The sequence below is a fragment of the Mycolicibacterium lacusdiani genome, from assembly GCF_021916785.1.
In the GTDB taxonomy this organism is placed as follows: Bacteria; Actinomycetota; Actinomycetes; order Mycobacteriales; family Mycobacteriaceae; genus Mycobacterium; species Mycobacterium lacusdiani.
This window is the reverse complement of record NZ_JAKCFC010000011.1, coordinates 1-13,702: the sequence shown is the minus strand read 5'-3', so window position 1 is coordinate 13,702 and position 13,702 is coordinate 1. Positions and strand designations below refer to the sequence as shown.

Sequence of the window (13,702 nt, the reverse complement as noted above, 5' to 3'; positions counted from 1 at the left end):
CAGCGATCGGTCTGACACGTCAGACGTCTCGGACTGCCCCGACCGCTCCGCGCCGGTGTCCTCCCCCTGGTTCGGAGGTGCCCCCTGCCGCAACGGCATCGGGCCTACGGGATTGCGGGCGCCGGTGCCGAGCCGCAGCGGTTCTTCAGGTCGACCAGCGGCTGGCGGATACCCGTCAGCTCGGCCTTCACCTGCGGGTTGTCATTGAGGTAGCGGTCGACCTCGACGCGGACTTCCTCGCGCTCCTTGCCCTCGAGGCTGGTGAAGAACCAGTTCACGTCAGGGTGGGTGAAGAGGTAGGCCGAGGTCGAAGCCGAGACGCCGGAGGCCACACCGGCCAAGTCGGCGGCGGTGCAGTTCGGCGGGTTCAGCGCGGGATCGTCCGCCATGGCGGAGGGAATCGCACCGAACAGCATCGCGCCGGCGATCGAACCGGCGCCCAAGGCACCAGCTACCGCACGTCGCCAAGCACGGGCCGAGAGCAACATGGTCAAGCTCCTTCTCGAGAACTTCAGACGCCGTAACCCCTGGCGGTTACCGACAACGGAAAGCTAAGCAGAATCCGTTCCGACTTTCTTGCCTTGCGCCCAATCCACTGTGAAGACGCCGAGAACCGCAGGTCAGCGGGCCCCTGCCGGGAGCGCCAACCGACGGTGGAGTTAGCCCGCCGACCTGGAAGCCGGACCGGGGAGGGGTCCCGTGCCCTGCCTGGCGGTCGACGCCGTCGACGGCGAGGACAGGCCCAGCGGTCCCTGGACGCCCGCGGTCTGCGCATTCGGCCCCGTTGCCGGCAAAGCACCGGTGGTCGCACCCTGCGCGGCACCGCCCTGTGCGGACTGCATGAGCCCAAGCAGCTGGGGCAGCGTCAACGGCAGCTTGCAGCGACTCGAGAGGCCGACCAGCGGGGCCTGCAGCTGCTGCATGTCCTTGGCCGCCTGCGGGTTGGCGTCGAAGTACGACTTGATCGCGACGAGCTGCTGCGGCCCGGCCTGCTGTTGCGAGATCGTGGTCAGCGCGGTGTTCGTCTCGGGGTGGCTATCGAGGTAGTTGCCCGTCGTCGTGGCCACCGAGCCCAGCGTCTTGGCCACCTCGCTGGCTGCACACGGGTCGGATGCCGCCGTCGCAGACGGGGCCGAGAGTCCGCCGGGGACGGCCAGCGCCGCCACCGCAGCACCGCCCGCCGCAGTCACAGCGAACACGCCGAGGAGGCCTCGACGTGCGGTTCCGGTACTGGTCCTCATGATCGACTCCTCATCGTCGCGATCCACACGTGGCGTCGCGAAACCCACGCTGTCCGGCCCTGGCATCGTCTCGGCGAGGGGCCCGACGATGCCCTGCGCTCGCCATCCTGCCATCTACGCGCGCCGACCGCACAATCCGTCCAGCAAAGCCGCAGCTCACTCGGATCGGAGTTGCGGGCCGCGCGAACTGCGCGCGGCACTGGCTGGTACGGGCCCCTTGCGGGCCGGGGACCCTACCTCAGCCTGCGGTACGCTCTGGCTACGAAACGCCGGGAAGAAGGCCGAGGTTCGTCATCCAGCAGTTCATGATGCGCTTGAGCAGCAACTTGCGCAGGTATCGCTGGGCGGTCTTCGCTGCATGGCTGCTGCTCCTGGTACCTGCGGTGTACCTGTCGCTGACCAACTCCGGCAACCTGACCGGCGGCGGTTTCGAGGTCTCCGGTTCCCAGTCACTGAACGTCGAGTACCAGACCCAGGACCACTTCCCCGACCAGGGCGCCTCGCCCCTCGCGCTGGTCGCCGCACCGCGGGCCGACGCGTCGTTCGAGGACATGAACGGCGCGGTCGCCGACCTCGAGCGCATCGCGGCCGCCGAGCCGCGCGTCAAGATCGTCTCCAACCCGCAGCAGCCGCCGCCGCAGCCGGACCGGCCGTACGTGGTGTCCCTACAGACCGGGTTCGGCAGCGGTAGCACCGACATCGCCAAGGCGCTCCGCAAGGAGATCGGCATCGAGGGCGATCAGCCCGGCGAGACCGCCGACGGCAAGGTCCGGCTCTACGTCATCGGGCAGGGCGCGCTCAGCGCGGCGGCGGGTGAGGCCACCAAGCACGACATCGCCCAGGCCGAGAAGTGGAACCTGCCGATCGTGATGATCGTGCTGCTGGCGGTCTTCGGCTCGCTCGCCGCGGCGGCGCTGCCCCTGCTGCTCGGCGTGTGCACGGTCGCGGTGACGATGGGCCTGGTCTTCCTGTTGTCGACCGTCACCACGATGTCGGTGTTCGTGACGTCGACGGTGTCGATGTTCGGCATCGCGCTGGCCGTCGACTATTCGCTGTTCATCCTGATGCGGTTCCGCGAGGAACTGCGCGCCGGGCGCGACGCCGAACAGGCGGCCGACGCCGCGATGGGCACCTCGGGCCTGGCGGTGCTGCTGTCGGGGCTGACGGTGATCGCGTCGGTGACCGGCATCTACCTCATCAACACCCCCGTGCTGTCCTCGATGGCGACCGGGGCGATCCTCGCGGTCGCGGTGGCGGTGCTGACGTCGACGACGCTGACGCCTGCGGTTCTGCGGACGTTCGGCAAGGCGGCCGCGAAGCGCTCGACCTACCTGCACCTGTCCCGTCGCCCGGACACCACCCAGTCGCGCTTCTGGACGCGCTGGGTGACCGGCGTGATGCGCCGACCGTGGGTGTCGGCGATCTCGGCGGCCGTGCTGCTGCTCGTGATGGCCGCGCCTGCCTTCGCGATGACCCTCGGCAACAGCCTGCAGCGGCAGTTCGAGCCCACCCACGAGATCCGCGGCGGCATCAACGCCGCGGCCGAGGCCCTCGGTCCCGGGGCGCTCGGCCCGATCCGCGTGCTGGTCACCTTCCCCGACCGCAACGCCAATCAGCCGGAGAACGCAGGCACGCTGACCGCGGTCGAGACCAAGATCGCCGAGGCGCCGTTCGTGGCCAACGTGTCGCCGCCGGTGTTCGGCGACGACAACCGCAGTGCGCTGCTGTCGGCGGTGCTGTCGGTGGATCCCGAGGACCCCGGCGCCCGCGAGTCCATCGACTGGATGCGCGCCAACCTCCCGCAGGCGGCCGGTGACCAAGCGCAGGTGGACGTCGGTGGTCCGACGGCGCTGCTCAAGGACTTCGACGACAGGGTGTCGGCGACTCAGCCGCTGGTGTTCGCGTTCGTCGCCCTGATCGCGTTCGTGATGCTGCTGATCTCGATCAGGTCGGTGTTCCTGGCGTTCAAGGGCGTCTTGATGACCGTGCTGTCGGTTGCGGCCGCCTACGGCAGCCTGGTCGCGGTCTTCGAGTGGGGCTGGCTCGAACCGCTCGGCTTCGAGCCGCTGTCGTCGCTGGACAGCACCATCCCGCCGCTGGTCCTCGCAATGACGTTCGGGTTGTCGATGGACTACGAGATCTTCCTGCTGACCCGCATCCGCGAGCGGTTCGTCCAGACCCAGAACACCCGTGACGCCGTCGCGTACGGCGTGAGCACCAGCGCCCGCACCATCACCAGCGCCGCGCTGATCATGATCGCGGTGTTCGTCGGATTCGCGTTCGCGGGCATGCCGCTGGTCGCCCAGCTGGGCGTGGCGTGCGCGGTGGCGATCGCCGTCGACGCGACCGTGGTGCGCCTGATCCTGGTGCCCGCCCTGATGGCGATGTTCGCCGAGTGGAACTGGTGGCTGCCGCGCTGGCTCGACCGCATCCTGCCGTCGGTCGACTTCGAGAAGCCGCTTCCCAAGGTGGACATCGGCGACCTCGTCATCATCCCCGAGGACATCTCCGAACTGGGTCCGTCCGGCTCGGACATCCGCACCGTCGTCAAGTCGGCAGCGAAGCTGAAGAACCTTGCGCCGCAAAGCATCACGGTCGCCGACCCACTGGCGTTCAGCGGCTGCGGGCCCGTCGTGGTGAGTCGCACCAGCGACGGCGACCAGGCCCTGCTCGTCGGGTCGGGCGTGCGGGCGATCAACGCCGTCGGCGCGGGCGCGACCGCGGTGGCACCCGCCGGCACCGACACCGTCCGCATCGGCACCCGCGGCGGCCGGTTCTACTCGGTGCGCGGCGGCGGCAGGAAGGTGCCGCCGACGACGGTCCACCCGGTCACGATGTGGCGGGGCAGGCTCGCGGTCGCGTTGGACGCGCTGCAGACCGCTGCCGATGCCGACGTCCCGGTCGTGGAACGGCGCAAGCCGATGGAGACCACCAACGTGCTGCTGCCCACCGGTGACCGGCTGCAGATCCCCACCGGTGCCGAGACGCTGCGGTTGAAGAGCTACCTGATCATGTGCCGGAACTCGACCAGGGACTTCACGGAGTTCGCCGATCTGATCGACTCGATGGAGACCCAAACCGCGGCGGAGGTGCTGGCCCGGATGGACCGGTATTACTCTGGTCAACGCTCCCGCAGGCAGTGGGTGGCCACGCAGCTGGTACGCCGTCTGGCCGATCCCCACCCGTCGGATGCGGACGACGTCGCCGCAGCGGCGGACCCCGACGCGGGCGCCGAATGGGAGAGAGTGAGAAAGCGCTGCCTCTCGGTGGCGGTGGCGATGCTGGAGGAGGCGAGGTGACGTTGTCCGCAGACGCGCGGGACACGCTCAGCGACACCCCGGGTCGCCCGCGTCAAGCCGCAGGCCCCGCACAGCGCAGGCCACCGGTCGACGACCGACCGGTGGAGTTCTGGCCCACGTCGTCGATCCGCGCCGCCCTCGACACCGACGACCTGACGGTGTGGCAGCGCATCGTCGTCGCCATCAAGCGAGACCCCTACGGCAGGACCGCCCGGCAGGTCGAGGAGGTCCTCGAGACGGCACCGCCCTACGGCGTGTCCAAGGCGCTGCAGGAGGTCCTGATCCGGACCCGCGCGCACCTCGAGGCCAATGAGTGCGCCGAGGTGGCCCGGCACGTCCGGCTGCTGCTCGAGCGGTCAGGTCTCGGGGAGCAGGAGTTCGCCTCGCGGATCGGCCTACCGACCTCGACGTTCGCGGCGTACCTCGACGGCAGCCAGTGCCCGACCGCGTCGCTGATGATCCGCATGCGTCGCCTGTCCGACCGCTTCGCCAAGATCCACGACGAGCGCACGCGCCGCTGACTAGCGAGCGTTGATGGGCGTCACGTCGACGACCATCCACTTCCCACTTTCCTTGGACAGCGTGATCCGCAAGGCGTAGACCGCGACGTCGGGCTTCTTGTTCGGAGCGTTCTGCGTGCCGCGCATCACGACGGCCACACTCGCGACGGCGGGCCCGATCGCCTCGACACCGGCCGAGATCGTCTCGGCCTGCCCCGAGATGTTCTTGCTCGTCAATTCCCTTGCGACAGCAGCGAACTCGTTGCGGTAGGTCTCTGCGCGTTCGGGCGTCATCAGCCCCGCCGCACGGTCGATGGACGCGTTGGGGTCCTGCGGGGTGAACGTCGCGGACGCCTCGGCGACGCTGCTGGCGATGCCCACCACCTCGTCCACGTCGGCGCGCATGGCGCGATCGGGCACCGTCCACTGCGTATAGCCGACGACGACGGCGGCGATCAGCGCCGCGGCCGCGATGCCGACGACCGCCAGGCGTAGACCGGGGCCCTCGTCGTCGGTGCCGACGGTGACGCCGTCGCGGCGGTACAGCACGTAGTCGACGACCATCGCCTGCACGATCAGCAGGCACAGCACCGAGCACACCGACACCCACCACAGCGGCCACGCCAGTGCCATGCCGACGTAGATCAGCGCGACGAGCGCCGCCACCGGCGCCAGCACGTCGAACAGCACCACCCGCAACGGGTTTCTCATCGCAGCGTCTCCAGCCGCGAGATCAGCAGCTTGCCGTCGACGTCGGAGACGCCGAGGCGGAGATTCCACCGCACGGTCTGCGGTTCCTGAGCGCCCGCGTTGCGGCTCAGCGACGTCGCGACCACGATCACGGTGTCGGTGCGCGACGCGACCGACGACAGCTCGGGCTGGTCTTCGGCGGGCGCCTGGCCGGGCGGGTCGTGGTGGAGCGATTCGATCGACACCGACTCGACCTGGCCGGTGGTCTGCGACTGCAGCTTCGTCACCAGTTGCTTGAACGGCTCGACGGTCGACTCGAAGTCGGCGCTCAGCTGTCCGACGGTGCCGTCGTGCAGCGTGCGCAGGCTCTCGTCGAGGCCGCCCTGGTTCATGTTGATCAGGACGTTGGTCCAGTCGACGGCTGCCTGCAGCACCTCAGTTTGATAGGTCCGCTCGGCGCTCTCACTGCGGTGACCGGACCAGATGAGGAACGCGAGCACGACGGCCGCGACGGAGACGACGCCGAGCACGGCCGATGCGATGCCGAGACCGGTGATCCGACCGCCTGCGTCCTCGGTGGTCGTTGCTGCTGGCTCGTCGGGCATGGCCGTGAGGGTACCTGGCACCCGTCGGTGTCCCCGCCGTCGTGCCGCCGCAGACGCCCGTCCTGACCTCGGTGGCGGCGCGCACCCGGCGCGCGATGGCAGGATGGCGGAGTGACGCTTGAAGCCCTCAAATCCGGTATCGACCTGTCCTACGTGGACGACGATGCACGTCCCCAGGACGACCTCTTCGGACACGTCAACGGCCGCTGGCTGACCGAATACGAGATCCCCGCCGACCGCGCGACCGACGGAGCGTTCCGCTCGCTCGCCGACCGGGCGGAGGAGCAGGTCCGGGACATCATCATCGAAGCCAGCGACCTGAAGGCAGCGCCGGGCACCGACGAGCAGCGGGTGGGCGATCTGTTCGCCAGCTTCATGGACGAGGCCGCCGTTGCCAGCGCCGGGGTGACGCCGTTACTCGATGAAATCGAAGCCGTCGACCTCGCCGTGGACCGCGACGCACTGGCGTCGGTGCTCGGGGCCTTGCAGCGCGTCGGCGTCGGAGGCGGCACGGGCGTGTACGTCGACACCGACTCGAAGGACTCCAACCGCTACCTGCTGCACTTCTCGCAGTCGGGGCTGGGACTGCCCGACGAGTCGTACTACCGCGACCCGCAGCACGCCGAGATCCTCGCGGCCTACCCCAAGCACATCGCGCGGATGCTGGGCCTGGTCTTCGGCGCCGAGCCGCAGCCCGGCGAGTGGGAGGCGACCGCCGAGCGCATCGTCGGCCTGGAAACCGCGCTCGCCGCAGCGCACTGGGACGTCGTGAAGCGTCGCGACGCCGACCTGACCTACAACCTGCGTGCGTTCGCCGACCTGGCCGCCGAGGCGCCCGGCTTCGATTGGTCCGGCTGGGTGGCCGCGCTGGGCACCACTCCCGAGCAGGTCGCGGAGGTCGTCGTCCGCCAGCCCGACTTCCTGACCGCTTTCGCCGAACTGTGGGCCGAACGCGACCTCGAGGACTGGAAGCGCTGGCTGCGCTGGCGCGTCATCAATGCGCGGGCGTCGCTGCTGACCGACGAGCTGATCGAGGAGAACTTCGACTTCTACGGTCGCACCCTGTCGGGCACCGAGCAGATCCGCGACCGCTGGAAGCGCGGCGTCGGTCTGGTCGAGGGCCTGATGGGCGACGCGGTCGGCAAGCTCTACGTCGAGCGGCACTTCCCGCCCGGCGCGAAGGCGCGGATGGACGAACTCGTCGAGAACCTGCGCGAGGCCTACCGGGTCAGCATCAACGACCTGGAGTGGATGACGCCCGAGACGCGGCAGCGCGCGCTGGCCAAGCTCGACAAGTTCACCCCGAAGATCGGCTACCCGGCGCGGTGGCGCGACTACTCGGCGCTGGTCATCGATCGCAATGATCTGTACGGCAACTACATTCGCGGGCAGGCCGTCGACACCGACCGTGAACTCGCCAAGCTCGGCGGCCCGGTCGACCGCGACGAGTGGTTCATGACTCCGCAGACCGTCAACGCCTACTACAACCCGGGGATGAACGAGATCGTCTTCCCCGCGGCGATCCTGCAGCCGCCGTTCTTCGACGCCGAGGCCGACGACGCGGCCAACTACGGCGGCATCGGTGCGGTGATCGGCCACGAAATCGGGCACGGGTTCGACGATCAGGGTGCCAAGTACGACGGTGACGGCAACCTCGTCGACTGGTGGACCGACAGCGACCGCGACGAGTTCGGGGTGCGCACCAAGGCGCTGATCGACCAGTACGAGACCTTCACGCCACGTGGACTGGAGCACAATCACCACGTCAACGGCGCGTTCACGGTCGGCGAGAACATCGGCGATCTGGGTGGGTTGTCGATTGCGCTGCTGGCGTACCAGATCTCACTGAACGGTGCAGAGGCGCCGGTCATCGACGGGCTGACCGGTGTGCAGCGCGTGTTCTACGGCTGGGCGCAGGTGTGGCGCACCAAGTCCCGCGATGCCGAGGCGATCCGCCGGCTCGCGATCGACCCGCACTCACCGCCGGAGTTCCGCTGCAACGGCGTGGTTCGCAACATCGACGCCTACTACGACGCGTTCGGCGTCGCGGAGTCCGACGGGCTGTACCTCGAACCCGCTGCCCGCGTGCGCATCTGGAGCTGATCTGCGCCGAGACGTCGGTTGTCGACGGTTTTCCGCGTTGTTCCGTCAACTTCCGTAGTCTCGGCGGATGGGGGACGACTGGGGCAGCGGCCTGGGCTTTGAACTCCTCGACCGGCTGGAGACCCACCTGCGCGAACGAGGCGTCCCAGATGTGGTCCTCGGTGCGCTGCCCGGCAACCACGACGCGATCCGGCTGTACGAACGGCGGGGGTGCCGGCCGACGTGGCTGTACCTCTCGAAGTTCGAGGGCCGTTAGACCCCGGTTAGCCGGCGAGGGCGTTGGACTTCGACGGGCCCCGGACCACCCCGTGGGGCAGCACCACGTCGAGGTAGTTGGAGACCCGCGCCACCGCCTCCGCGTCGTCGACGAAGCCCGCATACAGCTGTACGCCCCACAGGATCGACGAGAGCAGGCCGACGATGGCGCGTTGGTCGACGTCGGCGGCCAGCTCGCCTCGCTCGACGGCGTTGCTCACCATCGCGCCGATCAGGTCCGTCGCCGTCATCAACAGCGACCCCTTGCGCTTGCGCTTGGGTCCACGCGCAACGTCGAGGTAGTCACGCATCATGAACGGCATCAGCGAACGGTCCTCGGCGTCGAGGCGGCGCATCGCGAGGACGTAGTGGCGAATCTGGGCGCGCAGCGTCGGTTGGTTCAGGACGTCCCGGACGGACCGCTTCATCACGGACGAGACGTCGGCGACGACCGCATCGTGGATGTCGTCGATGCCCGCGAAGTAGTAGTAGACCGCGGTGTTGGACAGTCCTGCCTGGTCGGCGACCATTCTGACGGTGGCCGCCCTTCGCCCCCTGGAGCCGAGCACGATCCGGCCTGCCGACACGATGGAGGCACGGGTCTCCCCCGCGCTGCCGCCCGCCGGCCGACCTCGCTTCGGTTTGACTGCCTTCACCACCGGTTTACTCTCAGCCACGCTTCCCCCAACGCCCAGCACGACCATATCGTGCGGAAAGCGCAGAGCAAAGCGGGCAGAGCAAATTAGGGGGTAGGCAACGGACTCCCCCCGGAGGTGGGTTGCCGAAGAAAAGCGCTTAGAACATTTGCCAGTCCGACGCACCGTCGGGCTGGGTATAGAGGCCGCCGGTCGAGTTCTTGATGACGACGGGGTCGCCGCTCCCGAAGTTGTCGTAGAACCATTGGGCGTTGGTCGGGCTCAGGTTGATGCAGCCGTGGCTGACGTTGCGCTTGCCCTGATCGCCGACAGACCACGGCGCGCTGTGCACGAAGATGCCGCTGTTGTCGATACGCACGGCGTCCTGGACCTTGAGCTTGTACCCCTCCGCCGAGGTCACCGGTACGCCATAGGTCGACGAGTCCATCACGATGTCCGGGAACTTCTCCAGCACGTAGTACGTGCCGTTCTTGGTCTCGTGCTTGCCGTCTTCCTTGCCCATGGACATCGGGAACGTCTTCTCGAGTTCGCCGTTGCGCCTGACTTCCATCGTGTGGGTCGCATCGTCGATGGTCGCCACCAGGTAGTCGCCGGTGCGGAAGCTGGACTTGGTGCCACCGGCGTCGATGTTCACCGTGGTGTTGGCCGGCCAGAAGTCCTGCGGACGCCAGCGCACCTGGGTGTCGCTGGTCCAGTAGAAGCGGCCGGGAACCGGCGGGCTCGACGAGATGTGGATGGCCTGCTCGGCCATCGCACGGTCGGCGATGGGGCGCTGGAAGTTGATGTAGATCGGCTTGGCCACACCGACCATCGACCCGTTGAGCGGGTTGAACGTTGGCGGCGCGAACACCGGCTCCCCCGTGTACGGGGTCGGGTTCTGGCCCGCGGGCGTCCCCTCGGGGATGACCGCGGGTGCGCCGTACTGGTTGAGCGCGGGGGTGGCGGGCACCACCGGATCGGCGACGGGCGGCGCAGGCGGATCCCACGGCATGCGCGGCATCTGGAACGGCGCCGGGGGCGCCGGCTGCGCGACGGGCGGCACGGGCACCGCCGGGTCCGGTTGCGGTTCCGCCCAGGCAGATGGGCTGCCGAGTGCGAATGAACCGACCAGTCCGGCCGTGAACACCGCGGTCGCGATCCTCTTCATCGCCCTCTTTGGCGCCTGAACGTACGTCCTTTGCGGCATCTAGCCACCTCCATAACCCAAACTGACCCCAGTGTGGCACAGCGCGGGGTTCCACCCATCCCCGCGACGACCGTCACGGCCCGGCATCGGGCCGGGTACGCGGCCGACGAATGACCGCTGAACTGCCACTTTGATCGCCTTCGTCCAGACGATCGTTACGCGTATCGCACGCTTCGCATTCCGGCCAACGCCGGTCAGGACCGCACCAGCCGGGCGATCGCAGCCGACGCCTCGGCCAGCTTCTTGTCGGCCTCCTCGCCGCCCTCGGCGACGGCATGGCTCACGCAGTGGCCGAGGTGTTCGTCGAGCAGGCCCAGCGCCACCGACTGCAGCGCACTGTTGACGGCGCTGATCTGCGTCAGCACGTCGATGCAGTACTTGTCCTCGTCGATCATCTTCGAGATGCCGCGCACCTGGCCCTCGATGCGCCGCAAACGCTTGGCGTAGTTCTCCTTGTTCGACGAATAGCCATGTGCGGCAACCTCGTCGACGGGCGAGTCAACCTTGGACACGTCAACGGTCTCGGACACGTCAGCCTCCCAGCATCTGTTTCATCTGATCGATCTCGGCCTGCTGGGTCTTCACGATCTCGGCGGCGAGGTCCTTGGCGTCGGCATTGGCGCCGTCGGCTATCTCGGTGTTGGCCATCGCGATGGCTCCTTCGTGATGGCCGATCATCGACTGCAGCCACAGTGTGTCGAATTCGGCGCCCTTGAGCGTCTCCAGCCTCTTCATCGTGGCCCCGTCGACCATTCCCTGCATCCCCATGCCACCCATGTCGTGACCTTCGTGACCGGTCGCGGCGCTGCCGGTCCACTCGGTGAGGAACCCCTGCATGGTCTCGATCTCGGGTTCCTGGGCCTTCGAGATGGCCGCGGCCAGTTCGATGACGGCGGGGTCCGACGACCGGTCGGGCACCAGCTCCGACATCTGGACGGCCTGCTCGTGGTGCGGAATCATGCCCTTGGCGAAGTCGACGTCCGCGGCGTTGACGCCTGCGGGCAGGGCCGCGGGCGCTTCGCCGGACGCGGCGGGCGCGGACGACTCGGCGCCCTGCGAATGGCCGGCGTGGTCGTCCGACGCGGGCGTCTCGGTACAGGCGGACACGAACAGGGCGGTGGCGGCTGCGGCGACCAGCGCGGCGATGCGCCCGGTGGCCGACGTGGTGGAGGTCATGAATCCACCGTACCGGATACCCCCAAGGGGTATCGAAATCGTTTTGGACTACTAACTGGTCGAGCGCATAATCGACGGATGCCCTCAGACGCTCAACCCGACATCAAGCCCCGCAGCCGCGACGTCACCGACGGCCTCGAGAAGACCGCCGCCCGCGGGATGCTCCGCGCGGTGGGAATGGGTGACGACGACTGGGTGAAGTCGCAGATCGGTGTCGCGTCGTCGTGGAACGAGATCACCCCGTGCAACCTGTCACTGGACCGGCTGGCGAAGTCCGTCAAGGACGGCGTGCACGCCGCCGGCGGCTTCCCGATGGAGTTCGGCACCATCTCGGTGTCCGACGGCATCTCGATGGGCCACGAGGGCATGCACTTCTCGCTGGTGTCCCGTGAGGTGATCGCCGACAGCGTCGAGACCGTGATGATGGCCGAGCGCCTCGACGGCTCGGTGCTGCTCGCCGGCTGCGACAAGTCGCTGCCCGGCATGCTGATGGCCGCCGCCCGCCTCGACCTGGCCAGCGTGTTCCTCTACGCCGGCTCGATCATGCCCGGCAAGGCGACGCTGACCGACGGCACCGAGCGCGACGTCACGATCATCGACGCGTTCGAGGCCGTCGGCGCCTGCGCCCGCGGGCTCATGTCGCGCGAGGACGTCGACATCATCGAGCGCGCCATCTGTCCGGGCGAGGGCGCCTGCGGCGGCATGTACACCGCCAACACCATGGCCTCGGCGGCCGAGGCGCTGGGCATGTCCCTGCCCGGGTCCGCCGCACCGCCCGCCAGCGACCGGCGCCGTGACGGCTACGCCCGCGCCAGCGGCGAGGCCGTCGTCGAACTGCTCAAGCGCGGAATCACCGCCCGCGACATCATGACCAAGGAGGCGTTCGAGAACGCCATCGCCGTCGTGATGGCGTTCGGCGGGTCCACCAACGCGGTGCTGCACCTGCTTGCGATCGCATGGGAGGCGGGCGTCGAACTCACGCTCGCCGACTTCACCCGCGTCGGCGCCAAGGTGCCGCACCTCGCGGACGTCAAGCCGTTCGGCAAGCACGTCATGTACGACGTCGACCGCATCGGCGGCGTGCCCGTCGTCATGAAGGCGCTGCTGGACGCCGGTCTGCTGCATGGCGATTGCCTCACCGTCACGGGCCGGACCATGGCGGAGAACCTCGCCGACATCGCACCGCCCGATCCCGACGGCAAGGTGCTGCGCGCCCTGACGTCGCCGATCCATCCGACCGGCGGCATCACGATCCTGCACGGCTCGCTGGCACCGGAGGGCGCGGTCGTGAAGTCCGCGGGCTTCGACTCCGACGTGTTCGAGGGCACCGCACGGGTCTTCGAGCGCGAGCGCGCCGCACTCGACGCGCTCGAGGACGGCACGATCACCCACGGGGACGTCGTCGTCATCCGCTACGAGGGCCCCAAGGGCGGGCCCGGCATGCGCGAGATGCTCGCGATCACCGGTGCGATCAAGGGCGCGGGCCTCGGCAAGGACGTGCTGCTGATGACCGACGGCCGGTTCTCCGGCGGCACCACCGGCCTCTGCGTCGGCCACGTCGCGCCGGAGGCCGTAGACGGCGGACCGATCGCGTTCGTCCGCGACGGCGACCGGATCCGGCTCGACGTCGGCAAGGGCACGCTCGACCTGCTGGTCGACGCCGACGAACTCGAGTCCCGCAAGGTCGGCTTCGAGCCGCTGCCCCCGGTGTACACGTCAGGCGTGCTCGCGAAGTACACCAAGCTGGTGCAGTCGGCGGCGACCGGCGCGGTCTGCAGCTAGCGCTCGACTTCCCGCGAACGTTGGTTACCGCCACGCCATCCACGAAAAAGCGTGACGGTAATCGACGTTCGGCGGGGCTAGCTGTACTGCCCAGGGACGTTGGTCAACCTGGTGATGGGCGAGGTCTTGCCTATTGCTGAGTGTTGCCGGTGGTGATTGTAGGTGTGCAGCCAGGCCGGCAGGGCCGAGCGGCGGGTGAGTTCGTTGGG

Annotated in this window: 13 protein-coding genes and 1 pseudogene; 5 read left to right on the top strand and 9 right to left on the bottom strand. The window is 68.6% G+C overall.

What is annotated here, in order from left to right:
- Positions 1–104: 104 nt before the first annotated feature.
- Together LOK44_RS25190 and LOK44_RS25185 are read right to left on the bottom strand one after the other, a co-directional pair.
- On the bottom strand, positions 105–488 hold the full coding sequence (locus tag LOK44_RS25190) for a heme-binding protein (RefSeq protein WP_237572829.1): 384 nt from the start codon (positions 486–488) through the stop codon (positions 105–107).
- Between the two features lie 171 nt (positions 489–659).
- Positions 660–1,241, bottom strand: a complete 582-nt coding sequence (locus LOK44_RS25185; RefSeq protein ID WP_237572828.1) for a hemophore — start codon at positions 1,239–1,241, stop codon at positions 660–662.
- A gap of 305 nt (positions 1,242–1,546) precedes the next feature.
- On the opposite strand from LOK44_RS25185, the gene LOK44_RS25180 reads away from it, so the two are divergent.
- Together LOK44_RS25180 and LOK44_RS25175 are read left to right on the top strand one after the other, a co-directional pair.
- On the top strand, positions 1,547–4,540 hold the full coding sequence (locus LOK44_RS25180; RefSeq protein ID WP_237572827.1) for an MMPL family transporter: 2,994 nt from the start codon (positions 1,547–1,549) through the stop codon (positions 4,538–4,540).
- The gene (locus LOK44_RS25175) at positions 4,537–5,061 is read left to right on the top strand and encodes an XRE family transcriptional regulator (RefSeq protein WP_237572826.1); all 525 of its coding nucleotides are present in this window, start codon (positions 4,537–4,539) and stop codon (positions 5,059–5,061) included. The genes LOK44_RS25180 and LOK44_RS25175 overlap by 4 nt, the downstream gene beginning before the upstream one ends.
- Here the strand turns inward: LOK44_RS25175 and LOK44_RS25170 are convergent, their stop codons facing one another.
- The gene (locus LOK44_RS25170; protein WP_237572825.1) at positions 5,062–5,751 is read right to left on the bottom strand and encodes a hypothetical protein; all 690 of its coding nucleotides are present in this window, start codon (positions 5,749–5,751) and stop codon (positions 5,062–5,064) included. It lies immediately after the preceding gene.
- Entirely contained in the window at positions 5,748–6,335 is a 588-nt protein-coding gene (locus LOK44_RS25165; protein WP_237572824.1) for a hypothetical protein, read from the bottom strand. Before LOK44_RS25165 ends, LOK44_RS25170 begins: the two co-directional genes overlap by 4 nt.
- 111 nt (positions 6,336–6,446) lie before the next feature.
- Here LOK44_RS25165 and LOK44_RS25160 point away from each other — a divergent pair, with 111 nt between their 5' ends.
- Entirely contained in the window at positions 6,447–8,438 is a 1,992-nt protein-coding gene (locus LOK44_RS25160) for a M13 family metallopeptidase (RefSeq protein ID WP_237572823.1), read from the top strand.
- 67 nt (positions 8,439–8,505) lie between these two features.
- Complete coding sequence (locus LOK44_RS25155) at positions 8,506–8,694, top strand: GNAT family N-acetyltransferase (protein WP_237572822.1); 189 nt, start codon at positions 8,506–8,508, stop codon at positions 8,692–8,694.
- A 7-nt stretch (positions 8,695–8,701) separates the two neighbouring features.
- On the opposite strand, the gene LOK44_RS25150 is transcribed toward LOK44_RS25155, so the two are convergent.
- The 4 genes from LOK44_RS25150 to LOK44_RS25135 all read right to left on the bottom strand — a co-directional run bounded on the left by LOK44_RS25150 (position 8,702) and on the right by LOK44_RS25135 (position 11,711).
- Positions 8,702–9,352 (bottom strand): TetR/AcrR family transcriptional regulator, encoded by a 651-nt coding sequence (locus LOK44_RS25150; protein WP_237572821.1) that lies wholly within the window; start codon positions 9,350–9,352, stop codon positions 8,702–8,704.
- Positions 9,353–9,488: 136 nt separating this feature from the next.
- Entirely contained in the window at positions 9,489–10,496 is a 1,008-nt protein-coding gene (locus LOK44_RS25145; RefSeq protein WP_237572820.1) for a L,D-transpeptidase, read from the bottom strand.
- Positions 10,497–10,729: 233 nt separating this feature from the next.
- Entirely contained in the window at positions 10,730–11,065 is a 336-nt protein-coding gene (gene ricR, locus LOK44_RS25140; RefSeq protein ID WP_308192791.1) for a copper-sensing transcriptional repressor RicR, read from the bottom strand.
- A 1-nt stretch (position 11,066) separates the two neighbouring features.
- Positions 11,067–11,711 carry a DUF305 domain-containing protein gene (locus LOK44_RS25135; protein WP_237572819.1) on the bottom strand — a complete coding sequence of 215 codons (645 nt, stop codon included), beginning with the start codon at positions 11,709–11,711 and terminating at the stop codon, positions 11,067–11,069.
- A 78-nt stretch (positions 11,712–11,789) separates the two neighbouring features.
- Between LOK44_RS25135 and ilvD the strand changes: the two genes are divergently transcribed.
- Complete coding sequence (ilvD, locus tag LOK44_RS25130; protein ID WP_237572818.1) at positions 11,790–13,493, top strand: dihydroxy-acid dehydratase; 1,704 nt, start codon at positions 11,790–11,792, stop codon at positions 13,491–13,493.
- A gap of 77 nt (positions 13,494–13,570) precedes the next feature.
- Here the strand turns inward: ilvD and LOK44_RS25125 are convergent.
- Positions 13,571–13,702 (bottom strand): annotated as a pseudogene (locus LOK44_RS25125) (IS481 family transposase); the annotation flags it as partial.